Source organism: Marnyiella aurantia, from assembly GCF_014041915.1.
GTDB classification, from domain to species: Bacteria; Bacteroidota; Bacteroidia; order Flavobacteriales; family Weeksellaceae; genus Marnyiella; species Marnyiella aurantia.
In genome coordinates this window covers 2,111,008-2,136,568 of sequence record NZ_CP059472.1, presented here as the reverse complement: position 1 = coordinate 2,136,568, position 25,561 = coordinate 2,111,008, and the positions used below count along the sequence as shown (strand labels likewise).

19 protein-coding genes are annotated in these 25,561 nt (G+C 43.4%); 8 read left to right on the top strand and 11 right to left on the bottom strand.

The annotated features are described in order from the left end of the window. Positions 1 to 25 precede the first annotated feature (25 nt). Positions 26 to 1,027, top strand: a complete 1,002-nt coding sequence (locus H1R16_RS09915) for a polysaccharide deacetylase family protein (protein WP_181886694.1) — start codon at positions 26 to 28, stop codon at positions 1,025 to 1,027. Positions 1,028 to 1,054: 27 nt separating this feature from the next. Here H1R16_RS09915 and H1R16_RS09910 read toward each other — a convergent pair whose 3' ends face one another. The 3 genes from H1R16_RS09910 to H1R16_RS09900 form a co-directional block, all read right to left on the bottom strand. Continuing rightward, positions 1,055 to 3,922, bottom strand: coding sequence for a M16 family metallopeptidase (locus H1R16_RS09910; protein ID WP_228451396.1), 2,868 nt, complete (start codon positions 3,920 to 3,922; stop codon positions 1,055 to 1,057). Positions 3,923 to 4,098: 176 nt separating this feature from the next. Then, complete coding sequence (gene polA / locus H1R16_RS09905) at positions 4,099 to 6,945, bottom strand: DNA polymerase I (protein WP_181886696.1); 2,847 nt, start codon at positions 6,943 to 6,945, stop codon at positions 4,099 to 4,101. A 137-nt stretch (positions 6,946 to 7,082) separates the two neighbouring features. After that, complete coding sequence (locus H1R16_RS09900) at positions 7,083 to 7,499, bottom strand: hypothetical protein (protein WP_181886697.1); 417 nt, start codon at positions 7,497 to 7,499, stop codon at positions 7,083 to 7,085. A gap of 673 nt (positions 7,500 to 8,172) precedes the next feature. Here H1R16_RS09900 and H1R16_RS09895 point away from each other — a divergent pair. The 3 genes from H1R16_RS09895 to H1R16_RS09885 all read left to right on the top strand — a co-directional run bounded on the left by H1R16_RS09895 (position 8,173) and on the right by H1R16_RS09885 (position 11,148). Then, positions 8,173 to 9,834, top strand: coding sequence for an ABC1 kinase family protein (locus H1R16_RS09895; protein WP_181886698.1), 1,662 nt, complete (start codon positions 8,173 to 8,175; stop codon positions 9,832 to 9,834). A 164-nt stretch (positions 9,835 to 9,998) separates the two neighbouring features. Further along, positions 9,999 to 10,778, top strand: coding sequence for a HipA family kinase (locus H1R16_RS09890; protein WP_181886699.1), 780 nt, complete (start codon positions 9,999 to 10,001; stop codon positions 10,776 to 10,778). Continuing rightward, entirely contained in the window at positions 10,765 to 11,148 is a 384-nt protein-coding gene (locus H1R16_RS09885) for a DUF3037 domain-containing protein (protein WP_181886700.1), read from the top strand. Before H1R16_RS09890 ends, H1R16_RS09885 begins: the two co-directional genes overlap by 14 nt. A gap of 147 nt (positions 11,149 to 11,295) precedes the next feature. Here H1R16_RS09885 and H1R16_RS09880 read toward each other — a convergent pair whose 3' ends face one another. The 7 genes from H1R16_RS09880 to uvrC all read right to left on the bottom strand — a co-directional run bounded on the left by H1R16_RS09880 (position 11,296) and on the right by uvrC (position 19,144). Next, positions 11,296 to 12,090: a hypothetical protein gene (locus tag H1R16_RS09880; RefSeq protein ID WP_181886701.1), complete on the bottom strand. Its 795-nt coding sequence runs from the start codon at positions 12,088 to 12,090 to the stop codon at positions 11,296 to 11,298. Between the two features lie 325 nt (positions 12,091 to 12,415). Continuing rightward, positions 12,416 to 14,743: an ATP-dependent helicase gene (locus tag H1R16_RS09875; protein ID WP_181886702.1), complete on the bottom strand. Its 2,328-nt coding sequence runs from the start codon at positions 14,741 to 14,743 to the stop codon at positions 12,416 to 12,418. Positions 14,744 to 14,887: 144 nt separating this feature from the next. Further along, on the bottom strand, positions 14,888 to 15,475 hold the full coding sequence (locus H1R16_RS09870) for a TlpA family protein disulfide reductase (protein ID WP_181886703.1): 588 nt from the start codon (positions 15,473 to 15,475) through the stop codon (positions 14,888 to 14,890). 11 nt (positions 15,476 to 15,486) lie between these two features. Next, positions 15,487 to 16,068, bottom strand: a complete 582-nt coding sequence (locus H1R16_RS09865; RefSeq protein ID WP_181886704.1) for a TlpA family protein disulfide reductase — start codon at positions 16,066 to 16,068, stop codon at positions 15,487 to 15,489. A gap of 248 nt (positions 16,069 to 16,316) precedes the next feature. Continuing rightward, positions 16,317 to 16,508 carry a cold-shock protein gene (locus H1R16_RS09860; RefSeq protein WP_181886705.1) on the bottom strand — a complete coding sequence of 64 codons (192 nt, stop codon included), beginning with the start codon at positions 16,506 to 16,508 and terminating at the stop codon, positions 16,317 to 16,319. A gap of 28 nt (positions 16,509 to 16,536) precedes the next feature. Then, on the bottom strand, positions 16,537 to 16,971 hold the full coding sequence (locus tag H1R16_RS09855; RefSeq protein WP_181886706.1) for a cold shock domain-containing protein: 435 nt from the start codon (positions 16,969 to 16,971) through the stop codon (positions 16,537 to 16,539). A gap of 364 nt (positions 16,972 to 17,335) precedes the next feature. Then, on the bottom strand, positions 17,336 to 19,144 hold the full coding sequence (uvrC, locus tag H1R16_RS09850; RefSeq protein WP_181886707.1) for an excinuclease ABC subunit UvrC: 1,809 nt from the start codon (positions 19,142 to 19,144) through the stop codon (positions 17,336 to 17,338). A 79-nt stretch (positions 19,145 to 19,223) separates the two neighbouring features. Between uvrC and hutH the strand changes: the two genes are divergently transcribed. The 4 genes from hutH (at position 19,224) to secG (ending at position 24,670) form a co-directional block, all read left to right on the top strand. After that, positions 19,224 to 20,711 (top strand): histidine ammonia-lyase, encoded by a 1,488-nt coding sequence (gene hutH / locus H1R16_RS09845; protein WP_181886708.1) that lies wholly within the window; start codon positions 19,224 to 19,226, stop codon positions 20,709 to 20,711. Between the two features lie 75 nt (positions 20,712 to 20,786). Then, positions 20,787 to 22,100: a M16 family metallopeptidase gene (locus H1R16_RS09840; RefSeq protein ID WP_181886709.1), complete on the top strand. Its 1,314-nt coding sequence runs from the start codon at positions 20,787 to 20,789 to the stop codon at positions 22,098 to 22,100. 44 nt (positions 22,101 to 22,144) lie between these two features. Then, complete coding sequence (locus H1R16_RS09835; RefSeq protein ID WP_181886710.1) at positions 22,145 to 24,178, top strand: M16 family metallopeptidase; 2,034 nt, start codon at positions 22,145 to 22,147, stop codon at positions 24,176 to 24,178. A 153-nt stretch (positions 24,179 to 24,331) separates the two neighbouring features. Beyond that, complete coding sequence (gene secG / locus H1R16_RS09830) at positions 24,332 to 24,670, top strand: preprotein translocase subunit SecG (RefSeq protein ID WP_181886711.1); 339 nt, start codon at positions 24,332 to 24,334, stop codon at positions 24,668 to 24,670. A gap of 39 nt (positions 24,671 to 24,709) precedes the next feature. Here secG and H1R16_RS09825 read toward each other — a convergent pair whose 3' ends face one another. After that, positions 24,710 to 25,555, bottom strand: coding sequence for a glycosyltransferase family 2 protein (locus tag H1R16_RS09825; RefSeq protein ID WP_181886712.1), 846 nt, complete (start codon positions 25,553 to 25,555; stop codon positions 24,710 to 24,712). Positions 25,556 to 25,561 lie beyond the last annotated feature (6 nt).

The window sequence follows — 25,561 nt, the reverse complement described above, 5'->3', positions numbered from 1 at the left end:
AGCGCATTTTAGCTTATATTTGAATATGCCCTTTAAAGACACAATCATAAATCTGGTATCCAAATTTTCGGGTGGAATGAGCACTCAGAACTATCCGCTGGATTACTGCATTCCACTTTATCATACCGTTTCTGATGAAACTCTTCCCCATCTTAAGCATCTGTATCCTTATAAGTCGGAGAAAGAGTTTGAAAAAGACCTGGATTATCTGCTGAAATATTTCAATTTTGTCGACTGGGACGGCTTCAGAAGATTTCAGGAATCAGGAAATCGGGGAGGTAAAAAAGTGGCTCTGCTTACTTTTGATGACGGCTTTTCCGAATTTCTGCATGTCGTGGCTCCAATCTTGGAGCGCAGGGGAATTTATGCTGTCAACTTCATCAATCCGGCTTTCGTGGATCAGCAGGACATGCTGTTTCGCTGCAAGGCAAGTCTGCTGATTGAAAAAATAAAAAGTGAAAAAGTTGATATAAGTCTTTTGCAAAATATAAGCGGATTACGGTATGGCGCAACAGACGAAATTTGCAGTCATATTCTAAAGACAGGTTATAAAAAGCGCGTGCTGCTGGACCTTTATGCAGAAGCCATCGACCTTGATTTCAAAGATTATCTCAGAAAAAATAAACCCTATCTGGACCTTGCGCAACTTCAGGAACTCAAAACGCGTGGTTTTGGCATTGGTGCGCACAGCTGGAACCATCCCTATTACTCAGAACTTACTCTTGACGAGCAGTTAGAGACCACGTTCAGCAGTCTGGATTTCGTAAAAACTCACGCTTTTCTGGCCGATGCATTCGCCTTCCCTTTTACTGATTTTGGTGTAAGCAAATCTTTTTTTGAGCAGTTGTACCGCAGATGTCCGGATCTGTATAGTTTTGGCACAGCGGGCATAAAAACAGATGCCTTTGCCCATAATCTTCAGCGTATTCCTATGGAGCATGATTCTGCTGCCAATATTCTGCCTAAAGAAACGGCCTACTTCCTTCTGAAAAAACCATTTAAAAAAAACCTCATCATAAGGAAATAATGAGGTTTTTAGATATTTTAAATTTTCTCAGTAGCCGAAAACTTCTTCCAGACTGACCTCCGTTACAGTGCCCAGTCTTTCCAGGACATCCTGTCTCAGGTTCTCACGCTTACCTATTACAGCTACGTTATATTTAACAGGCTGTATTTTTTCTTCGTAGAATTGCTCCAGGCCTTCCAGGGTAAGTTTTTCCACCTCAGCGTACATACCTTTCCTTAAATCGTAATCAATACCCAGTTTCAGAAGTCTGAGATGGTTGAAGAATATATTGGTCCTCGTAACCCGGCCGGAAGCAAGCTGTTTCAGAGTGGCCTGCTTTGCACTTTCGAACTGGGCTTCGTATGTGGGCAATTTCTCCATAAGTTCCTGCATTGCCTTCACCGCAATCTCCAGTTTATCCGGTTGTGTACCTATATAGGTTGTGATATAATCTGGATAAAGCAACTCAGGGCTGGATTGGTACACCGCATAAGCAGAATAAGCAAGGCTTCTGCTTTCACGCAGTTCCTGGAATATAATGGATGAAAGGCCACTGCCGAAATATTCGTTAAATACATTGATCCGGCCAAATGTTGACGGATCCACATTTCCGGCACGGCCCAGCAGACTTAGTTCCGTTTGCACCATATCATAATCAACAAAATAGACCTTTCCTCCTGTTTCGGGCTGCGGATACATCTTTCTTTCGGGTACAGCGCCGGTAATCTGTTTTACAAACGGCAGACAGGTTTCTGTTAAAACCTCCATATTGCCTCCATACAGAAACACTTCATAAGCATAGGAAAAGAGACCCTTTAACTTATCCGTCAGTTCTCCGCAGGTTATTTCTCGCAATCTCTGCTCAGGAACCACATCCCGTGACCGCGAATCTGCTCCGAATTTTGCATAATTCTGCAAAGCGCGCATAATCCTGCCCTTGTCCCTTTTGGCGGCATTGCGGCTCTCCAATATAGTTTCTACGTATTCATCATAAACAGCCTGGTCGGGTAACGCCTCCTGAATCCAGTGATGCAGAAGACCAATACCTTTGGCAATATTCTCTTCCAGGCCCGTTAAACTGATGGTTAACTGATCGGGTGCCGTTTTGAATTCGTGCGTTATGCCAATCTTATAAAATTCCTGCTTCAGCTCATCCGGCGATATATTGTTTGTACCAAGGTACTGCAGGACCTGTGTTGCCAGAGAAAGTTCCCGGTCGTGATCGCTTCCAAACGGAAAAATATAATGAACCTGCGCCAAACTGTTATACCGGTTTGGTACAAAACTGAACTTAACGCCATTCTGTACCTTAACTTCAATCTCTTTTTTATAATCGATGAATTCCGGTTCAATCTCCGATGTCTTTTCAGCCAGAATGGATTTCAGGAAATCCGACTCTGCATCACGGTTGATAGTAACAGGTGTAATTCCGGGGTTATCTACCCGCAGCAGGTCTTCGTTTGTCCCCTTCTCCTTGTATACAACAGCGTAATTATCTTTAAAGAAGCGGTTTGCAAATTCCACAATATTTTCTTTGGTAACGGCTTCATATCTGTCCATTTCCTCAAGTTCTTCCTGCCAGGTCTGTTTGCGGATGTAAGTCTGATACAGGTTAGCAGCCAGACCATCAGCAGTTTCAAGACCTTTCAGTCGCTGGACTTTGAAGTCATTGATTATTGCCGGCAGCAGCCAGTCGGGGAAGTCGCCCTTTTTAATCCGTTCTATTTCTGCATGGACAAGTTTTTCAGCCTGCTCAAAAGTCTGGTCTTCCTTAGGCACCACCACCATTGAGATATAACCGTACTCGTTGTGGGCTGTTGCATATGCAGTGGCATAAAGAGCCTCCTGTGCATTATTTATATGAAGGTCCAGAAGCCCGGCCTCACCGCTGTTGCTCAGGATGTGAGCCGCCAGATCTGCCATCAGAGCTTCATCCGTACCGTAGCTGTCGGTTCTCCAGGCAAGCTGCAGTCTGGGAACCGTGGGACTTTTTACGGTCCGGCTCACAATTTCGCTCATCGGTTGCTCCAGCACTGATGTTTTTATCGGCAACTCGCTGTAATTGAACTGACCGAAATATTCATCTACCAGTTGAATGGTCTCGTCAAACTCAAGATCACCAACCAACACCATGGCATAGTTATTCGGCACGTAATATTCATCAAAATAGCGGTGGATGGCCTTCATCGAAGGATTCTTCAGATGCTCAGCCTTTCCGAGAGTGGTTTGCTGGCCGTTCTGATGGGTGGGGAAAAGCACTGCCATAAGTGCGTCATTCACCAGCCTTCCGTCATGGTCCTGGGCGCGGTTAAATTCTTCGTATACCGATTCCAGTTCTGTATGGAAAAGACGCAAAACGATCTCGCCGAATCTTTCCTTTTCAATTTTCAGCCATCTTTCCAGTTCGTTTTTCGGAATATTGTTCTTATAAACAGTTTCATTCAGCCAGGTGTGGGCATTCGTTCCGGAAGCACCCAGCGCCGAAATACATTTGTCGTATTCATTGGCCAAAGCAAATTTGCTGGCGCGCTGCGAGACCTCGTCGATTTTTTTATAGATTTTTCTTTTACGGTCAGGATCATTTTCGGCCTTATGCTGTTCGTACAGTTCGGCAATCTCATTAAGTAATGCACTTTCTTTATCCCAATCCAGTGTGCCTATTTTTGATGTTCCCTTAAACATCATATGTTCCAGATAGTGCGCAAGTCCTGTATTGTCTGCAGGGTCATTATTGCTTCCCGTGCGAACCGGAATATATGTCTGGATGCGCGGTGCATCGAAGTTTTGAGCCAAATAGACCTGCAGGCCGTTTTTAAGTGTGTAAATTCTTACGTTGTTATCATCACTTTCAACCGTGATGTAACTGTAGCCGTTTGCATCGGTATGTGAAATTTCTTTGTATTTTAAATTCAAGATATCTTCTTTGTTTACGTTGATTAATATGCTTCTGCAGAATGCTTGAGGAAATAAGTCCGCAACTGAAGCGCTGTCTTTTTTACACAAAAAGCATTCCGTTGAGGAATGCTTTATCATTATCAGTAATATGACCTGAGTGTCACGTTCATCTCCTTAAATACCGGTCAAAATTTCTTCTAATGTGCCTCCAGCCAGTTATCGCCGGCTCCAACTTCCACGAGCAGCGGAACCTTAGTTTCAAGTGCCGATTCCATTTCAGCACGGATCAGCTGTGTCACTTCTTCAACCTCCTCAATCGGTGCTTCAAAAAGAAGTTCATCATGAACCTGAAGAAGCATTTTGGTCTGAAGATTTTGCTCTGTCAGTTTTTTGTCAATTTTAATCATCGCCAGCTTTATAACATCAGCAGCGCTGCCCTGTATTGGCGCGTTCACCGCGTTTCTCTCCGCATGCGCTTTTACTACGAAATTTGCGGAATTAATATCCTTCAGATGTCTTTTGCGTTTCAGCACTGTTTCCACATAACCAAGTTCCTGCGCCTTCACCACCTGTTCGCCCATATATTTCTTCAGCCTTGGATAGGTTTCAAAATAAGCTTCGATCATCTGCTTGGCTTCACTTCTGGAAAGACCGGTTTGTTCTGCCAATGCAAAAGCACCCTGACCGTAAATAATCCCGAAGTTTACCGTCTTGGCCTGGCTACGCTGGGTCTTGCTGACTTCCTCCAAAGGAATATTGAACAGTTTTGAGGCTGTGGATGCGTGAATATCTTCACCGTCCTGGAAAGCCTGGATCATATTTTCCTCGTTGGAAATCTCAGCAATAAGCCTGAGTTCGATCTGCGAGTAATCGGCTGAAATGATTTTCTTCCCCTCACCGGCCACAAATGCCCCTCTGATCTGCTGTCCGCGTAACGTACGGATCGGAATATTCTGAAGGTTAGGGTTCACGCTTGCAAGACGCCCTGTTGCAGCTGTGGTTTGGGAGAAAGTGGTGTGCACGCGGTTATCATCTTTGTCAATCTGTAGCGGCAAAGCATCTACGTATGTGGATTTAAGTTTCTGATAGGTCCTGTATTCCAAAATATGCTGGATGATTTCATGTTTGGACGAAAGTTTCTGCAGAATATCTTCGGACGTGGCGTATTGTCCTGTTTTGGTCTTTTTGGCTTTAGGATCCAGCTGAAGTTTGTCAAATAATATTTCACCGAGCTGGCGTGGCGAATTCATGTTGAATTCTTCACCTGAAAGTTCGAAAATAGTCTTTTCCAGAGCGCGAAGATCATTTTCAAGATCTCTGCTTTCCTGTTCCAGCCATGCTTTGTCGAGTGAAACACCTTCCAGTTCCATCTTGGCCAAAACTTCCATCAACGGCATTTCAACTTTATAGAAAAGATCTTCCAGATCTTCCTTTTTAAGCTGAGGCGCAAACAGTTCGTACAGCTGCCAGGTAATATCTGCATCTTCGGCCACATAAGCAGTCTGTTCTTCCACCGACAGGTCACGAAGCGTTCCCTGTTTTTTGCCTTTCTTGCCAATGAGTGTCTCTATAGCGACAGGTTTGTACTGCAGAAATACTTCTGAAAGATAGTCCAGTCCGTGGCGTCCGTCCGGATTGAGCAGGTAGTGAGCAATCATGGTATCGAACATGGCTCCCCTCACCTGAATACCATACTGCTGGAGGATTTTGAAATCTACCTTCAGATTATGGGCTATCTTAATAACATCATCCTTCTCAAAAAACGGGCGGAATATTTCCAGCGTTTGCAAAGCTTCCTCGCGGTTTTCGGAAAGCGGTACGTAATAAGCCAGTCCTTTCCGGTAGCAGAAACTGATGCCAACTATGTCGGCCTCCATTTCATTAAGTGAATTGAGTTCAGTATCGAAACTCACCGCACGCTGCTTCATGAGATTTTTCACCAAGAGCCGCTGGGCTTCAGCAGTATCAGCAAACTGATAGAGATGATCATTGCTTTCAATTGTTGTTTTGGTTTCCGTGGCCCTGTCCAGTTCTTCATAGTTGGCAAAAAGATCAAGCTGCATTGTTGTGGCAGTCCGGGATTCATCACCGTTATTGACATTTACCTGCTCAAAACCGGCGAGATTTTTTACATCTGAACTGTCGGTAGACGAGGGTGCGAAAGCCCGGTACAGGTTTTCGTAAAGCCTGCGGAATTCAAGTTCATCAAAAACCGTTTTCACCTGCTCAAAATCGGGGATCTCCAGATCGTATTGCTCCTGATGAAACTCAATGGGTGCGTCGCAGATAATTGTAGCCAGTTTTTTTGAAAGGATTCCTCTCTCTGCGCTGGCTTCCACTTTTTCGCGTAGCTTTCCTTTTATTTGATCCGTATTGGCCAGCAGATTTTCAATATTGCCGTATTCCTTCAGGAATTTCTTGGCGGTCTTCTCACCCACGCCGTCAAGTCCGGGGATATTATCTACGGAATCGCCCATCATTGCCAGGAAATCAATGACCTGTTTTGGGTCTTCTATTTCATATTTGGCTTTCACCTCCTCTACACCCAGGATTTCAAATTCAGCACCTTTGATGCCGGGTTTATAAATTTTTATCTTATCTGTAACCAGCTGGGCAAAATCTTTGTCGGGTGTCACCATATAAGTCGTGTAACCTTCTTTTTCCGCCTTGCAGGCTATTGTTCCGATGACATCATCGGCCTCATAACCTTCCACGCCCAAATTCGGTACGTGCATCGCTTCCAGAATGCTGTGAATATAGGGGATAGCGATTTTAATGGCTTCCGGAGTCTCGCTGCGGTTGGCCTTATATTCCGCAAAATCCACAGTTCTTACACTTGCCACACCAACATCAAAAACCACAGCTAAATGCGAAGGTCTCTCGCGGCGGATCAGTTCAATAAGCGAGTTGGTAAATCCAAATATCGCGGAAGTATCCTTGCCGTCACTCGTCATCCGCGGACTGCGTATAAGTGCGTAATAACCACGGAAAATCATGGCGTAGGCATCAATGAGAAAAAGTCTTTTATCGTTGTTGTGTGACATGAAGCAAAGATAGGAAATTGCGGGAAGGTACGCAGGGTGGATATCCGCATGCTGGACGTGTATCTACTTGTAAAAAAGCTGCGCATTACACCCGATGAAGATAATTAGATAAAATATTTTACGTTGCGTGGGCCAAGTTACATGCTGGAAACACTTTTATTTAATTCTTTTCTGTAGACAATAAAGCCCAAAAGTGGAAGTAAGATTGCAGGAAACAGAGACAAGAAGATATATACTTTTGGCATTAGGTGCCCTTCATGGAATACCACATCTTTTTCCTGATCGTAGAAAAGTTTAGGCGCGACGGTATTCTCCCTTATCTCCTCACAGAGCCCATCCGACAGCATCACCGTATACGACTGTCCATCAAAGAAAATTTGCATGGAACTCGCATCTCTAATGTGGGTAGCACAATGGATATCCAATTGTTGATAGTTCATGATTGGAGCAGTCGTTGATTCTATTTTAAGGCCTTTCATATACCGTCTACCAGTGTAAACAGTTAATGCAACCCCAATAATGAAAACCAACAGAAGAAGGTGTATAATTTTCATTTTTCAATTCTTTTTTCTTTCAGCATTCTTCTGTAATACAATATTTTTCCTTGAGTTATACATTTTGTCTTGTTGGAGGAATTCGGTTCAAAATATAAAAGTATCGCCAACAAATAAATATAGGACCATATTATAATATTCATCCAATAAGAATCTGTTACAAAGAACCACTCAACAGGAATCTTGAAAGCGATGAAAACACCAGTCAGCAGATATATGATCGAAAACAGCTTGGTTTTCTTATGAAATTTAGAAATCAAAAGAAAAATAATGGTTATAAATATTTGGGCAAACTTGTAAATAATTACATGATTTCGCAATTCCGTACTCGATATTTCATCATTATACTGAAAAATATTAAGTAATAAAGAAAAAGTGATTTCACTTTGCTGGATTAACGCAATTACAACCGTGAAATTAAGCAGTATCTGTATAAGTTTCATAAATTTTGCAGAGTTATCCGGCTCAAAATCATCTTATGCAAAACTGGGGAACCGGCGCATAAAGCAAATATAGGAAATAGCACCATGGCAGGAGGCCCAACTTGGAATACAGACGTGAATGAACGTGGGTAAAATATAATTCGGACCTACCCTGTCGATTATATTTTTTTTAGTATTCAGGATTAAAGGTTAGTGGTACATTTTTTTCTGTACAGAGCAAAAATATCCTTATGGCCCTGGAGCAGCTCAGCAACTACACCAAATTTTTCAGTTTCATCCTGAAATATTACGACAGCGACGTCGTAAAATCCACCGCAAATACCGCGCTGAAAGAAGAAGTCGAAACAGATCTGGAATTTAACCAGAAGCCTGAGGAATTGGTGGAGGACCTTAAAAAAATGGGACCCACGTACGTGAAACTGGGACAGCTGCTTTCCACACGACCGGATTTATTGCCAGACCATTATCTGAAAGCACTTGCTGACCTTCAGGACGATGTGGAAACTATTTCCTACGAAGAAGTGGAAAGGATTTTTGAAGAGGAAATTGGCGTCCGGATCAAGAAGGCTTTTGTTGAGTTTGATCCTGTACCGCTGGCCAGCGCATCTATAGGTCAGGTGCATAAGGCACTTTTGCACTCGGGGCGGATAGTTGCGGTAAAAATCCAGCGGCCGGGTGTTCGTAAGAGTTTTTTGGAAGACCTGGACACCCTGAAACAGGTAGCGGACCTGGCCGTTTCGCATTCCAAAGCAGCCCGAAAATATGCGCTGAATGATATAATTGAGGAACTTCGGTATATCCTTCTTAATGAACTTGATTATAACAAGGAGGCGCAGAATCTTATTATCCTTAAGGAAAATCTTAAGAAATTTGACTACCTCATCATCCCTTCTCCTGTGGCCGAATACTCGTCATCGAAAGTCCTTACAATGGATTTTCTGGAGGGTAAAAAAATCACATCTCTAGGGAAATTAAAAAAAACTGAGGTGGACTTCAATCCGCTTATTGATGACCTGGTGGAAGCTTACCTGAAACAGATTATTGTAGACGGTTTTGCTCATGCCGATCCGCATCCGGGTAATATCCATCTTACCTCTGACAATAAAGTAGCGCTTATGGATCTGGGTATGGTGGCCAAATTCAGCCCGAAACTTCAGGAAAAAATCATGATGCTGCTGGTAGGAATGAGCAAAAAGGACGGCGACGCCATTACGGAAGCACTTCTTGAAATGAGCGAATATGACCTAGCAACAGCCCATGTAGATTCATTCAGAAAAAACATAAACAGGTTGGTGATGGACAGCACGAGTACCAATGCTGAAGACATGGAAACAGGCCGCGTGCTGCTTCAGATGAATCGCATGGCTGCGGATGAAGGAATTAAACTCGCAGTAGAACTCAACATTCTCGGTAAGATTTTGCTTAACCTGGACCAGATCATAGCCGTGCTGACTCCCAAATATGATCTGCAGCAGGCCATACGCAGGTTTATGGAGAAAATGGTGAACCAAAAAATGAAACAGGAGCTGCGGCCCGAAAATTTCTATGGTTTCCTGCTGGACAATAAAAAGCTGGCTGAAAATCTACCCGGACGCCTCAACAAGATTACCGAGCGGATGGCCGCTAATGAATTTGAACTGAAGATCAACGCGCTGGACGAAGACAGACTGACCGACGGCTTCCAGAAGGTCGCTAACCGCATTACTTCAGGATTAATTATTGCCGCAATGATAATTGGGGCAGCGTTGCTGATGCGTATTCCATCCAGCTATTCCATTATGGGCTACGGCATCCTGCCTTTCATATTTTTTATTATTGCCATCAGTCTGGGCTTATATCTGGTTTATAATATTATGTTTCGGGATGAACATTTTAGGAAGAGGAAGGAGTAGTTGATGATTGGTGATTGGTGATTGGAGGGTGAAATTAAGAATCAAGAGCCGGGAGTTGAGATCTAAAATCTGAAAAATTAAGAGGAAAGAAGAAATAATGCTGTTAGGGTTGCTCTTTTTGGACAACTTTTTTATTTCGTGGTTTTGACGTTAATTTGTAATCTATGCGGGATTTATCTTTACGGACGGTTACGGTGATGCGTTACATCCTTCCGCTTCGCGAAGGCGGCTCACTGCCGGCCCTGGCGGAAGCCGATGACGATTTTAAATATGTACTGAAGTTCCGCGGCGGCGGACACGGTGTAAAAATGCTGATTTCCGAACTTTTGGGCGGCAAGATTGCCGAAGTTCTGGGTCTGAAGATTCCTGAACTGGTATTTGCAAATCTGGATGTGGACTTTGGCCGTACCGAAGCCGACGAAGAAATCCAGGACCTGCTGAAATTTTCGGAAGGCCTGAATCTGGCCCTGCATTTCCTGTCGGGAGCCATCGCTTATGACGCTTCTGTAAAAGTGGATCCGCTACTGGCTTCAAAAATCGTCTGGCTCGATGCCTTCATCACAAATATAGACCGCACCCATAAAAACACCAATCTTTTGATGTGGAATAAAGAACTGTGGGTCATTGACAACGGTGCTTCCTTTTACTTCCACCATTCGTGGATGAATTTTGAAAAGCTCGCCTTAAGTCCTTTTGCGTATGTGAAGGACCATGTTCTCCTGTCACAGGCTACCCTGCTGGACGAAGCTGATGCTTTTGCCAAAGCTGTACTCAACAGCGAAATACTGCGCGGAATTGTAGAACTGATTCCTGATGACTGGCTGCGGTGGAATGATACTGACGAAACACCTGAACAGATTCGGGAGGTTTACTTCACTTTCATGAAGACAAGGCTGGAGAACTCTGCTAATTTTGTAAAAGAAGCCCAAAATGCAAGAGGTTAAAATTTACGAGTACGCCGTAATCCGTTTGGTACCAAAGGTAGAACGCGAAGAATTCTTCAATATCGGACTTGTGATGTTTTCGAAAAGAGAAAAGTACATCCGTGTGGACTTTCATCTCTGTCCGATAAAATTTGACCTGATGAAGTGTGAAATGGACAAGGAGGCCATACTTCAAAACCTTGAAAATTTCCGCCATGTAGCAAACGGAAACAAAGCCGGTGGTGAAATCGCAGCCTTCGACATCCCAGAGCGCTTCCGCTGGCTTACAGCAGTGCGCAGCTCCGTCATCCAGACCTCACGCCCGCACCCGGGGAAAACAAAGGATTTGGATGCTACTTTTGAGAGGTTGTTTAATGAATTAGTGCAGTAAAGTCATTCCGATATGGCGGTGCGGCGTAGAAGCAATCTCAGAATAGTTTCATAAGAAACTCACTAAAAAATTGCTCCCCCGCCAGATTCCCTTTTTTAAGAATGCAACCAGCCAAATGACGAGCTATAAGTTAGCTCACCTGCAAAATCAATCTTTGCCCGCTTCTTTATTAGAGGTGTAATCATCAAACTCCAATACGTATTCACCCTTTCCTGACGGAGCGGCGCTTTTATGAGAACTGGCATCCAATGCTCCGAATTCATTGCTGTGAAATATGGTTTTCCGCTGAATTTTACCGAGGCCAATCAGAGGAATCAGCCCTTCTTCTGCATTTACTTTATATCCACTGGAATTCTGGAATTTAAGGTTCAGGTCAAGTGAGGCACTGGCTAAGTTTATTGCGGGTATTTCAGCCTTGGCTTCAAAACCGATGGCGAAATCACTGGAAGTGGAGACTAAAATCAATGCACGTTTGGCGTGAACTAGAGCTGTGACCAGAACGAAATCCCTGTTCCACACCGTATCGTCATCCCTGAAGATTTCGAGAATTTTCTGTCCGAGCTGGTGCTTGTTTTCAATCATCTCGAAAACACAGCCGGCGGCATTAAAAAAAACAGCATTCTCTTCAGAAAATTTAAATTCTATGGAGGCATTTACCGGAACACCCTGAACCGAAGCGCTGGCTTTGGGTATCAGCTTATACTCTACACCTTTCTGGGATGTAAATGTTTTCTCGTCCTGCGTAGGGTCCAGACGGGTTGTTATTTTGAAATCTTTCAAAGCCTCAATTTCCCTGATATTACCAAGTGGCTCAAAGATATTCCCCTTCATCGTTCCGTAGTCACCAAGTTCCACCGGCAAACCGGGCTCCCAAACGGCATACAAAACTTTTTGATTCTTTCTCACGGTGTTGGCATACGCCTTTGCTACTGATGTGGACATAATTTGTGTTTTTTAATGGTTAAATTCTTTACTTCAATCTGAAATAAAATTAATGAAAAATACATTCAAATTTACATCTGGATATTATTTAACCAAAAAAAATGAAAATATTAACCCCAAACAGCATTCAGATGGAACTAAAAGAGTAAACCGGAGAAAAAAAAACTAAGCAAGAATAATTGCGATGAAGAAGCACGGCGAAGAAGCATTCCCTTAATAAGTTCATCTCCTGAGGTGCCGTGTCATTCCGCCTGCGTTCCGTTCCCGCAATACAAACTCAGAATAAAACTTCTTTAAACCTCCATCATCCAGCTTCCTTCTTCTCTTAGATCTTCGTCAGCTTCGCGAATTTCAGGATAAGGTTCTTTTCACCTTCGTGCTGGAATTTCACTTTTGCCTTGATGTTTTGCGGATCTGTGCCGTCCAGGAAAAGAACTTCGCCCACACCGAAACGGTCATGACGCACCTGGTCGCCCACCTCAATATCCTCAGATGAGGCACCGCTCGGATTGATGATCCTGGCTGTAGCAACGGGTTTCAGGTTCTGCGCAGTTGGTAAAGGCTCATTACGCTGGATGGTCTTTTTCTCCTCTTTTTTCTTAAAGAATCTTGGCGATGCAGGTTCATCATCAAAAATACTCGACTTAAGTCCGGAATGATTTACAAATCGGCTTTCAATAGCCGGATTGATGAATTCCAGATGCGCCGTATCCATCTCACTTAAGAACCGTGAAGGTTCGGCATCCGTAATCTTGCCCCACTGAAACCTGGAAACCGCGTAACTGAAAAAAGCCTGTTTTTCCGCACGCGTAAGTGCTACATAAAACAGCCGGCGCTCTTCTTCCAGCTCCTCGCGGGTGGATGAACTCATGAAACTTGGGAAAAGGTTTTCCTCAAGGCCCACCAAATGGACTACCGGAAACTCAAGTCCTTTGGAAAGGTGAATGGTCATCAGTGAAACCTGGTCACCTTCCTCCTTCTTATCATTTTGGGTATCTGCCGAAAGCGCGATATTCTCCAGGAAATTGGAAAGTGAAGGATCACCGTCTTCCAGCTGCTGCTGTTCCTCTATAAAACCCTGCATGGAGTTCATGAGTTCCTGAACGTTCTCCAGACGTGAAATACCTTCCGGTGTCTGGTCATCTTTCAGGAATTTAATCAGGCCGGTACGCTTGGCCACTTCCATGGCCACGGTGTAGGCATTCTCGGTTTTCAGCATTACCTGAAAGGCTTTAATCATCGCCCAAAAATCTGCCAGTTTGGTCAGAATACCGTTGTTAAGTCCCAGCAATGGTGCATACATGCCGAGATTTCCCAGAACAGTTGTGATGGAGACGTTCTGTGAATCGGCAAAAACAATAAGCTTATTCTGGGTTGTTTCACCGATTCCACGTGCGGGATAATTGATGATACGCGAAAGAGCCTCACCGTCGTTTTCGTTGATGAGCAAACGCAGGTAAGCCACCAGGTCCTTCACCTCTTTACGCTGGTAGAAGGACAGTCCGCCATAGACACGGTATGGAATATTTTTCCTTCTTAAAGAATCTTCAAATGCACGGGTTTGCGAGTTGGTACGGTACAGAATGGCAAAATCCGTAAACTTACGCTGCTGCGTATTGTGCAGCTCCCAGATATTGGAGGCTACAAAGTTGGCTTCATCGGCATCGGAAAGCGAGCGGTACACCTTGATCTTGTCGCCTTCTTCATTGTCGCTGAATACATTTTTCTTAAACTGCTGTACGTTCTTTGAGATCACCACATTGGCCGCGTTCACAATATTCTGCGTGGATCGGTAATTCTGTTCCAGGGAAACCGTTACCGCATCGGGGTAATCTTTCTTGAAGTTCAGGATGTTGTGGATGTTGGCTCCACGGAAGGAGTAGATGGACTGCGCATCATCTCCCACTACACAGATATTCTCAAATTTGGAAGCCAAAGCCTTCACAATAAGGTACTGTGAGTGGTTGGTATCCTGATACTCATCAACCAAAATATAGCGGAAGCGGTCCTGGTATTTGGCCAGTACTTCCGGAAACCGGGTTAATAATTCATTCGTCCTTAACAAAAGGTCGTCAAAATCCATGGCACCGTTGCGGTAGCAGGCATCCACATATTTCTGGTAAATAAGGCCCATGTGCTTCATATTGGCGCGCTCATCATTTTCAATGAGTTCGGGATTCGCCAGATAAGCCTTAACCGTAATCAGGTTGTTCTTATAATTGGAAATCCGGGCCATCACCTTTTTGGGTTTGTAAAGGTCGGCGTCTATATTGGAATCTTTGAGCACCTTTTTCAGCACATTCAGCGAGTCCTGAGAATCGTAAATGGTGAAATTGGAAGGATAGCCCAGATAATGCGCTTCGCTGCGCAGGATTCTGGCAAATACGGAGTGAAAAGTCCCCATCCAGAGCGAACGCGCTTCACTCTGCCCCACCACTTTTGCAATCCTTTCCTTCATTTCCTTGGCGGCTTTGTTGGTAAAGGTAAGCGCGAGGATATGAAAGGGATCCACCAGGTTGGTGATCAGGTGGGCAATACGCATAGTAAGCACACGCGTTTTACCGGACCCCGCGCCGGCAAGGACCATAAGCGGACCTTCCAGGGTGGTAACGGCTTCATACTGTGCTTCATTCAGTCCTTTCAAATAATCCATTGGAGCAATACTTTTTTTGGGGGACACAAATTTACGGAAAATTTTATGCCTGCTGCTTCATACAAAAAATCCCTGAAGTTTTGCTTCAGGGGTCTTTGCTGTTAAACTTTATTGTTTTAATTGTGCTAAATAAAGATTGTACATTTACAAGCTTTCCATTTTTTTCTGTAATAAGGGCAAAACCAGTCTCTTTACCATTGGCCGATCATCCTTCCAGTCCGGATCGCCTTTACTGTCTTTCCAACTCGTTACCAGAACAACATCACCCTCATTGTCTAATACAAAATATTTAGACATATCATCTATTTTCTCAAAGCGAGGTGGAGTAATTGAATTTATGAAATCTTTGTATTTTTTTCCTTTTCCTCTTTTGGGAAAGTCTTTCAGAACTACTATTTTGGCGCTAGGATAGCGTTCCCAGACATAGTCTTTCGCCAATTCGGTCATTTGGCTGTTCTCAAGATCTATGAGTATTACATAAAGATTGACATCATATTCTTTTTCGATGCTCATAAAAGTAGGTAAGTGCCACATGCAGGGTTCACACCATCTGGCAAAAACAAAAAATAACGTATTGGGTTTTTCCGAATTTTTAGCTAAGCACTTTACAGCATCTGCATCAACACGCTTTAAGTCTTCAAAATAAGTAGATTCCAAATTACACTTTTCAACCTGTGAAAAACAAGGTGTAAAACAGAACCCAAAGAGTACTAAAAGAATTTTATATAACATTTAGCTTTAATTTAATTCAACAAAGGAAAAACCTCACGTTCAAGCATACGCTCTTCACTTTCATAACTTCCGTTTGCCAATTTTCGGTAATCAGTAAAGTTGTCGGTCACCTTCAGTACTTTTCCCGCAGAATCAGCGACGATAAACACGCCATAACCAGGATTAAACATCTTTTTTTTGGATGAGATATCTGCAATAAAACTGCTGTTCCGCTTTCGGGTTCCACCGGTGTAGGCTTCATCTTTCAGGATCAGGATCTTTGCTTCCGGCGCGTGTTTCCTTATAAAATCAATTCCACCCGGCATCATTTTATCCTGTTCCGATTCCATTATCAAAACAAAAACAGCGGCGTTGAACCGTTTCTCCAGATCGAGAACCATGGGCATCTTTTGCCTGCAGGGTGCACACCAACTAGTAAATGTATAAAAAACAGTACTAGGCCTGTCCGCATTTTTAGCGATGCAGGACAAATCTTTAATATCCACTTTAAGAATGTTGACACTTTTCAAAGTTTGAAGCTCGCAGCCACTGGTAACTTGTGAAATCAGTAGGGAGAACTGAGCTATAAAAGCGAATATCAGTAATTTTTTCATCAATTAATATTCAATAATAAGAAAGGTATATGTAATCCAAATGTATATCTATTTTATTAAATAACAATTACAGTGATATTAAACGTCATAAATGCCAAAAATAAAGAAATGCGGTGGGAGCTTCGACTTTGGTCTCAATAAAAAAAACTTACTGGTAAACGCAATATCTAATGCTTATCCTCGAAATAAAGCCAAAAAAAATAAAGCCCCTTTCGGAGCTTTATTTAGAGTATGATGATAAAAACAGCTTATGCCAATTTAACATTTACTGCGTTCATTCCTTTGTTTCCTTGTTTAACTTCAAAAGTTACTTTGTCATTCTCACGGATTCTGTCGATAAGTCCGGTTGTGTGTACAAAGATGTCTTCTCCGCCGTTTGATGGAGTGATGAATCCGAAACCTTTAGTTTCGTTGAAAAATTTTACTGTGCCTTCTTGCATGGTATTGATATTAAAAAATTATTGTATTCTATTTTATGATCTGAATGTTTACTGCCGAAAAACCTTTTGGAGATCTTTCTTTTTCGAAGGAAACTTTATTTCCTTTCTTTACCTGGTGCGCACAGTTATTCTCGTGAAAGAAGATGTTGTCCTTGGTACTGTTTTCTGTAATGAAGCCGTATCCTTTATCACTAAGGAAGGTTACGATTCCGGTCTTTACAAGCTCTTCAGCTTCAATCGGAGCGGCCCCTAACTGGATATCCTCTGCATTAATCTCTATTTTTTCCTGGTCTTCCGGTCTTGTTTCTGTAAGCTGCCCATTGGCATCCACATACAGCAACATATCGTCTAAACCTTTTCCTTTGTTGTTGTTGGTTTTACGCTCTTCACGCTTCTGCGCTTTTTCTTTTGCTTTCTGAAGTTTTTTCTTGAAATTTTCTTTTTTTGAGAAAGAATCTGCCATAAATGATAATCGTATATTATTGTTTTAAAATTGTCCTTTTTCCGTTACACTGTCTTACGGATCGCGTTTTCAAATATAAATTAAAACGGATTTTTTTAACTGATTACGGAGACTGAACAAAATCAATCAATGGAAATATGGCTAAAAAACGGCGGCTGTTGGTGCGAAAACTGAGAGAAAAAAATGGTAATTCTAAACTGCAACAGAAGAAGCAAAGGCTATGACCCGTTCTAATTGTGGTGCAAATATACGATTTATTTTATTACAAATATTATTTTCAAAACTTTCTTCAAAAAATCCATAAAAAAGAGTGGCAAATTTTGCGAAAATGAAAAAAATATTGGCTTCAGGATTATTTCTTTCGTCAACTTAAATTATTTCCGTCAGGATTGAAATACCTCCATACAAAGCCACCCTTGGACTTTCCGAGTATCTCTTCAAGCGTTTCCAGAGGAGCTTCCTTAATGCGCTTTACCGATTTCAGTTTCGAGAAAAGTAATTCAATGGCCTTATCGCCAATTCCGGGAATTTCTTCCAGTTCGCTCTTTATTGTGGAATTCTTACGCCTGGTACGGTGATGTTTCAGCCCGAAACGGTGAGCTTCGTCCCGAACACGCTGCAGAATCTTGAGAGTTTCCGATTTCTTATCCAGATACAGCGGAATGGAATCCTCCGGAAAGAAAATTTCCTCCAGACGTTTTGCGATTCCAATAACGGTAATCTGACCATAAAGTCCCAACAGCTTGAGGCTTTTTACCGCAGATGAAAGCTGGCCTTTGCCACCGTCAATTAATATAAGTTGCGGCAATGGCTCGTTTTCCTCCAGCAAACGGCGGTAACGGCGATAGATCACCTCCTCCATACTTGCAAAATCATTGGGCCCCTCCACAGTCTTTACGTGGAATATGCGGTAATCCGCTTTGCTGGGCTTGCCGTTCTTAAACACCACACATGACGATACCGGATTGGTTCCCTGAATATTTGAATTGTCAAACCCTTCGATATGGCGGGGTTCTTCCGGCATTCGCAGGAGCTTCTGCATCTCGGCCATAATGCGGTTCGTATGCCTTTCGGGATCTACAATCTGTACCTGCTTCAGTTTTTCGATTCGGTATTCCTTTGCATTTTTCTCGGAAAGCTCCACAATACGTTTTTTGTCACCCACCTTGGGAACAATCAACTTTACGCCCGGGATCTCAAAATTAAGATGGAACGGCAGCAGGATCTCCACACTGTCTGAGTTGAACTTCTGACGGATTTCCACCAATGCCTGCTCCAGGATATCCTCATCCGATTCTTCAATTACTTTCTTAATTTCAATGGTGTAACTCTGGATAATGCTTCCGTTCTGGATCTTGAAGTAATTAACATAAGCAGCAGTTTCGTCACTGGTCATTCCGAAAACATCCACATCATTGATATTGGGGTTTACCACCGTGTGTTTAGACTGATAGCTCTCCAGGAGGTCCAGCCTTTCCTTCACCATCTGGGCATTTTCGAACTCCAGATTTTCGGCGTAGGCCTGCATTTCATCCACAAGATAATTACGTGCCTGGCGGAAATCTCCCTTTATAATACCCCGGATGGCATCGATCTTCTTATCATAAGTCTCCTTGGATTCCAGCATTTCGCAGGGACCCTTGCAGTTTTTGATATGATATTCCAGACAGACTCTGTATTTACCTTCAGCAATCTTGGGCGGCGCCAGGTTCAGGTTGCAGCTTCGGAGTTTGTAAATGCTTCGCACCGTATCCAGCAGAACCCGCGCAGGCCTAACCTTTGCGAAAGGCCCATAATACTCAGAGCCGTCCTTGATCATTGTACGCGTCATGAAAATCCTTGGAAAATCTTCGTTCTTGATACAGATCCATGGATAGGTTTTATCGTCCTTCATCATGACGTTGTAAAACGGCTGATGTTCCTTTATAAGATTGTTTTCCAGCAGCAGTGCATCATACTCACTGGGAACGATCGTCGTTTCCAGGCGGAAGATCTTTGCTACCATTATACGTGTACGGTAACCGGACAGATTTTTATTGAAGTAGCTGAGTACGCGGTTCTTCAGATTCTTGGCCTTGCCCACATAAAGCAGCTGGCCGTTCTTGTCATAATAACGGTAAACGCCTGGGTCTGAAGAGAGGGTTTTTAACTGAAGTTCGAGCTGTGGATTCACAGGTTCAAAAATAGGGAAAACTTTAGAGAACTTCTCTTGTCGTCAAAAAACCGTACTTTTAGAACCAAATTAATTAAACATGATTTACGGAATAGATACATTTACTTTCCATAATATTTTAGAAATAGCAAAGAATCCGGCTTTAGCTCAACTTAGCGACCAATCCCGGCAGCAAATACTTCAATCCCAGCGCAATGTGCGCGAAATCGTGGAATCCAACCGTACCGTTTACGGCATCAATACAGGTTTTGGGCCGCTTTGCGACGTTAAGATTTCCGAAGAAGAAACCGCACAGCTTCAGCACAACCTGATCATCTCCCATGCGGTAGGTGTGGGCAAACCGATTGACAGGGAACTTTCCAAGATTATGATGATTGCCAAGGTTCATGCACTTTCCCGTGGATTTTCGGGAGTTACCCTGGAGGTAATTGAAAGGATGATCCTGATGCTTGAAAAAGACATCATTCCATGTGTTCCGGAACAGGGTTCTGTGGGCGCGTCCGGCGACCTGGCACCGCTTGCGCATATGGTACTGCCACTTTTAGGGCTGGGCCAGGTTTGGGAAAACGGAGTTCCCGTTCCGACTGCCGATGCTCTGAACAGACATGGCTTGCAACCCCTAAAACTGGGACCCAAGGAAGGGCTTGGACTTATAAACGGTACCCAATTCATTTTGGCACACGCTATAAAAGGACTGGAGAAAATGGAATATCTGCTGGATCTGGCTGATGTTACGGCCGCGATGTCACTGGAGACCTACCGGGGCTCGGCCAGCCCGTTCCGCAAGGAGCTGCACGAGATCCGTCCGTTTGCCGGCAGCCAGAAAGTGGCCGCAAGGATGATCAGACTGCTTGAAAACTCAGACAACCTGAAATCACATGAATTCTGCGACAGGGTGCAGGACCCCTACTCTTTCCGGTGTATACCGCAGGTGCATGGCGCAAGCCGTAATGCTTTTGAACACCTGAAAGACCTGGCCGAGACTGAATTGAATTCGGTAACAGATAATCCTATAGTTTTAAGTGCCGAAGAAACCATTTCCGGCGGAAACTTCCACGGACAGCTCCTGGCACTTCCTCTGGATTATGCCACTCTGGCTGCCGCTGAACTTGGCAATATATCAGACCGCCGAAGCTATCTTCTGCTTGAAGGTAAATTCGGGTTGCCAAGACTGCTTACCGAGAGTTCGGGCCTGAATTCGGGCTTTATGATTCCGCAATACACAACCGCAGCATTAGTTACAGAAAATAAAACGCTTTGCTTCCCGGCGTCTGCCGACAGTATCCCGACCAGCCTGGGCCAGGAGGACCATGTTTCCATGGGCAGCATTTCGGGGCGTAAATTCAACCAAGTACTGGACAATCTTGTAAATATACTTGCTGTGGAGCTTATGTTTGCGGCTCAGGGTCTGGAATTCAGACGTCCCGCGGTTTGCTCACCGATAGTGGAAGAAAACCACAGCATTCTCCGTTCAAAAGTACCGATGCTGGAAGATGACCGACTGATCGGCGAGGATATGCTTCAGATTGCGCAGCTGATCCGTGACCGTAAATTTATTGTTAATTAGACACTTCAAAAATTTGCACGGGGTGTAACAATTCAACAATCATAATTACTAATTTTATATAAATAAATTAATTTCATGAAAAGAAGAATACTATCTGCTGCTGCAGTTGCTTTTGTAAGCATGATGCTTAATGCACAGCAAATCAAGTTCGAAGAGTATAAGCTGCCTAACGGAATGCATGTGATCCTGCATCAGGATAACACTGCTCCGGTAGTAACAACAGGTGTTATGTACCACGTAGGTGCAAAAGATGAGGATCCGGGAAGATCCGGCTTTGCACACTTTTTTGAGCACCTTCTTTTTGAAGGAACCGCAAACATCAAGCGTGGAGACTGGTTTAAAGTAGTATCCTCCAACGGTGGAACGAACAATGCCAACACCAGCAACGACCGTACTTACTATTATGAAACTTTCCCGTCCAACAATGAACAGCTGGGACTTTGGATGGAAGCTGAAAGACTTAGAAGCGGTGTAATCAACCAGATTGGTGTAGACACCCAGCGTGAAGTTGTAAAAGAAGAGAAGCGTTTGCGTATGGATAACCAGCCTTACGGTAACATCATGACGGCACTTCAGACCAACCTTTTCTCCAAGCACCCGTACCGCTGGACTACCATCGGATCCATGGAAGACCTGAATGCTGCAAAACTGGAAGAATTCCAGAATTTCTACAAGAAATATTACGTACCTAACAACGCTGTGCTTGTGGTAGCCGGCGATATTAATCCTGAGCAGACAAAGAAATGGATCCAGGAGTACTACGGCAGCATCCCAAAAGGAACTGTATATCCTAAAAACTACGCGAAGGAGGATCCTATTACAACTCAAAAAGAAGTAACGGTAACAGACAAAAACATACAGCTTCCTGCTTATGTTTTTGCTTACAGAACTCCGGGAGCCAAAGAACGTGATGCTTATATTCTGAATATGGTTTCAGCTTATCTGAGTGCAGGTAAATCTTCTGTACTTTACAAAAAACTTGTAGACGAGGAGAAAAAAGCACTGCAGGTTCAGGCTTTCAGCCAGGGACTGGAAGATTACGGAATCTTCGGTTTCTTCGCGATTCCTATGGGTGCAACTTCAAAAGAAGTTCTTCAGAAAGATATCGATGCCGAAATCAAGAAAATGCAGACAAGCATGATTTCCGAAGAAGATTACCAGAAACTTCAGAATCAGTTTGAAAACAACTTTGTAAATTCCAACTCTTCCATTCAGGGAATTGCGCACTCGCTGGTACACAATTATATGCTGATGGGCGATACCAACCTCATCAACAAGGAAATTGATATCTACCGCGGGATTACACGTCAGGACATTATGAATGCTGCTAAGAAATATCTTAGCCCAAACCAAAGAGTAGTACTGAACTACGTTCCTGAAGCTAAATAATTGCTGAATTTACACGGTAAATCAAACAAAAAATTAAAATTCTTATGAAATTCAACTTTAAATATATCGCTGTCGCATTTCTTATTTCAGGAATGGTGAGCGCTCAAAAAATTGACATCAACAAAATGCCGGTGGCAGGACCAACCCCGGTCATCAACATTGCCCAACCCAAGACTTTCACATTGAAGAACGGTCTTACGGTAATGGTAGTTGAAAATAATAAACTGCCGCGAGTAAGTGCAACCATATCCATGGACAGACCACCATATTATGAAGGTAATATAGTGGGTGTAAGCCAGATTATGGCCGATCAGATTGGTGAGGGTACTGCTAAAATGAGTAAGGATGCCTTTAACAAGAGAGTAGACTATCTTGGTGCAAGCCTTAACTTCTCTTCCGGAGGTGCTTTTGCAAATTCACTCTCCAAATATTTCCCTGAGGTTCTGGGGATGATGTCTGATGCCATCATCAATCCTAAATTTTCTGCTGAAGAAGTAGAGAAATCCAAGGAAAGGATGATTGAAGGTCTGAAGACAGAAGAGAAAAGCGCTGATGCTATTGCGTCCAGAGTTTCCAATGCTGTAATCTACGGAAAGAATACTTCCAGGGGTGAGTTTGAAACTGAAGCTTCTATAAAAGCCGTAACGCTGGCCGATGTTCAAAACACCTTCAAGAAGCATTACGCACCGGACAATGCTTACCTTGTAATCGTTGGAGATGTAAAATTTGACGATGTAAAAAAACTTGTTGAGAAAAACTTCAGTGGCTGGAAAAAATCCAACACGAAATATGCAGCCCTTGAGCCTGCATCCAACGTTGCAACTACTCAGATTGACATTGTAGATGTGCCTACAGCCGTTCAGTCGGTTATAAGCGTGAACAACCTTCATGACCTGAAAATGAATGATTCCAGATACTTTGCGGGAGCTATCGCAAACTACATCTTGGGTGGCGGCGGTGAAGCAAGACTTTTCATGAATCTTCGTGAGAAAAACGCATTTACATACGGAGCTTATTCTTCGCTTTCTACAAGCAAATATTCACCAATGTTTTCCGCATCTTCCAGCGTACGTAACGAAGTTACAGATAAGGCAGTGAAGGAATTCATGAACGAACTGAACGGTATTTCCAAAGTGACTCCTGAGGAACTTGCCAATGCCAAAGCTAAACTTAAAGGTGATTTTATCCGTTCGCTCGAAAGACCAGAGACCATCGCAAGATTTGCTGTAAGTACCAGAACTCAGAATCTCCCGGCAGATTTTTATACCAATTATCTGAAATCTATTGACAAAGTGACAGCTGCAGATGTATCAAACGCTGTAAAAGCTACAATTTTGCCAAACAGATCAAGAATTTTCATCGCAGGTAAAGCTGCTGATATCTCGGAAGGACTGGAAAAACTGGGCTACCCTGTGAAATACTATGACAACCAGGCTAATCCGGTTGCAAAACCGGTTGCAAAAGCTGTAGACGCAAGCATTACGCCTGCTGCTGTTGCAGACAAATATATCGCCGCAATTGGAGGTTTGGCTAACGTGCAGAAGGTAAACTTCATTACCACCAATGCTACTGCAAAAGTGCAGGGTATGGACCTGGCGCTGAAACTGATTCAGGGCAAAGGTGCCAAGACCTTTATGGATGTACAGATGATGGGCAATACCGTACAGAAAATCGTTTTTGACGGAAAGAGTGGCTATATGGAAGCTCAGGGGCAGAAAATGCCTCTTCCCGCTGAAACTGCAGCAGAAATGGCTATGGATACCGAACTTTTCCCGGAACTTACATTCGCAAAGTCATCAGACTTCGCAGTAGCAGGTATCGAGAAGAACAATGGCGAAGATGCTTATGTTGTAAAAGGCAAGAATGCAACTTACTATTACAGTACCAAAACTGGACTTAAGACCGGCGAGGTAAAAACACAGAGCGGACAAACCATCCCAATTACCTGGGGAGATTATAAGGAGGTAGCAGGCGTTAAGATGCCCTACGCTTTCACCCAGAACATTGGTGGTATGGATGTAGAATTCAAGGTAAACTCTTATCAGATAAACCAGGCAACCGCTGCTGATTTTAAATAATCAACATATTTACTTATACTGGAACGGTGGCATTTGCTGCCGTTTTTTTATGGAATACCTTTTAAGGAGCAAATACTTCAAGATATCGCACAGTTATTTTGCAGTTCACTAAAAATAAGTTAAATTTGCCAACTCTAAAACTGTTATAATTCAATGGATACGATATTTACTTTGTTCATGGTATTAATCATGATAGCCTGTGTACTTCTGGTGATCATCATCATGGCGCAAAATCCGAAAGGTGGTGGCCTTTCATCTACCTTTGGCGGTGCATCTTCGGCACAGTTCGGAGTACAGCGTACCAACGACTTTATGGAAAAAGCGACCTGGTCACTGGGAATTACGATTGTTGTTATCTCTATGCTGAGTGTAATCCTTACAGCCAAGCCGAAAGTAAATACTACAGCTGTACCTGCGAGAACGGAAGCACCTGCACAGTCAGCACCGGCTCAAAACACCCCTGCACCGGTTCAGACTCCGGCGGGCAACTAAGCAATTTTCTTTTAAAATATTTAAAGCGGTCAGATTCATCTAGACCGCTTTTATTTTTAACCTTATTTTCTCCAGCATAAACCTTATGGTCAGGCCCAGCTGAAGAATACGGTATTGAAAGGGCTTCTGATTCCGGTAATATTTTTCAATAAAGAGCTGCATGGCACCGTAGAACCGTTGCAGATATTTATCGTCTTTAACTGTACTCTGTCCCTTGTGGTGCAGGATTGAATATTTGCCGTAATACCAGTTACGGTATCCCTGCCGCAGCACACTGTAGCAAAGGTCAATATCTTCGCCGTACATAAAGTATCTTTCATCCAGGCCGCCAACCTGGAGGTACACCTCCTTTTTCATCAGCAAAAACGCACCGGTAAGAACTTGCACTTCAGCGATCGCGTCCTCTGCAATATCATTCCGGTAATATGACCTGGAATTTTTGTTACCGGAAAGCACATAAAGTTTTCTGAACGAATTAACCATATTGGGCACATCACGTTTACTCTCAGGCAGGAAATTACCGCCCGCATCATGCATACGTACACCCAGACAGCCAAAGTCAGGCTGCGCACGTGCAAACGTCAGAATTTCCTTCATATAAACACCATCCAGCTCGGTATCAGGATTCAAAATGAGTATGAAATTTCCGTGGGCTTGCTGCACTACCAAATTATTGGCTCTGGAAAACCCCAAATTGGTATCGGACGCGATAAAACGAACGTCCGGAAACCTTTCCTGAAGTTCCTTCCATGAAGAATCAGGCGAAGCATTGTCGATGACGATGACCTCATGCGAAACATCCGGAAGGAACCGCTGCAGCGACAGCAGGCACTTCTCCAGCAAACGGGTGACGTTATAGTTGACTATGATTACTGAAAGTTCCATCTGATC

What these genes read in the sequence shown, in the direction of transcription:
- H1R16_RS09875 (WP_181886702.1), bottom strand. Translation starts at nt 14,743, where the DNA reads ATGGATTATTTGAAAGGACTGAATGAAGCACAGTATGAAGCCGTTACC.
- H1R16_RS09895 (WP_181886698.1), top strand. Translation starts at nt 8,173, where the DNA reads ATGGCCCTGGAGCAGCTCAGCAACTACACCAAATTTTTCAGTTTCATC.
- H1R16_RS09870 (WP_181886703.1), bottom strand. Translation starts at nt 15,475, where the DNA reads ATGTTATATAAAATTCTTTTAGTACTCTTTGGGTTCTGTTTTACACCT.
- H1R16_RS09880 (WP_181886701.1), bottom strand. Translation starts at nt 12,090, where the DNA reads ATGTCCACATCAGTAGCAAAGGCGTATGCCAACACCGTGAGAAAGAAT.
- polA (WP_181886696.1), bottom strand. Translation starts at nt 6,945, where the DNA reads ATGTCACACAACAACGATAAAAGACTTTTTCTCATTGATGCCTACGCC.
- H1R16_RS09840 (WP_181886709.1), top strand. Translation starts at nt 20,787, where the DNA reads ATGAAAAGAAGAATACTATCTGCTGCTGCAGTTGCTTTTGTAAGCATG.
- H1R16_RS09825 (WP_181886712.1), bottom strand. Translation starts at nt 25,555, where the DNA reads ATGGAACTTTCAGTAATCATAGTCAACTATAACGTCACCCGTTTGCTG.
- H1R16_RS09900 (WP_181886697.1), bottom strand. Translation starts at nt 7,499, where the DNA reads ATGAAAATTATACACCTTCTTCTGTTGGTTTTCATTATTGGGGTTGCA.
- H1R16_RS09855 (WP_181886706.1), bottom strand. Translation starts at nt 16,971, where the DNA reads ATGGCAGATTCTTTCTCAAAAAAAGAAAATTTCAAGAAAAAACTTCAG.
- hutH (WP_181886708.1), top strand. Translation starts at nt 19,224, where the DNA reads ATGATTTACGGAATAGATACATTTACTTTCCATAATATTTTAGAAATA.
- H1R16_RS09835 (WP_181886710.1), top strand. Translation starts at nt 22,145, where the DNA reads ATGAAATTCAACTTTAAATATATCGCTGTCGCATTTCTTATTTCAGGA.
- secG (WP_181886711.1), top strand. Translation starts at nt 24,332, where the DNA reads ATGGATACGATATTTACTTTGTTCATGGTATTAATCATGATAGCCTGT.
- H1R16_RS09885 (WP_181886700.1), top strand. Translation starts at nt 10,765, where the DNA reads ATGCAAGAGGTTAAAATTTACGAGTACGCCGTAATCCGTTTGGTACCA.
- H1R16_RS09860 (WP_181886705.1), bottom strand. Translation starts at nt 16,508, where the DNA reads ATGCAAGAAGGCACAGTAAAATTTTTCAACGAAACTAAAGGTTTCGGA.
- H1R16_RS09865 (WP_181886704.1), bottom strand. Translation starts at nt 16,068, where the DNA reads ATGAAAAAATTACTGATATTCGCTTTTATAGCTCAGTTCTCCCTACTG.
- H1R16_RS09890 (WP_181886699.1), top strand. Translation starts at nt 9,999, where the DNA reads ATGCGGGATTTATCTTTACGGACGGTTACGGTGATGCGTTACATCCTT.
- H1R16_RS09915 (WP_181886694.1), top strand. Translation starts at nt 26, where the DNA reads ATGCCCTTTAAAGACACAATCATAAATCTGGTATCCAAATTTTCGGGT.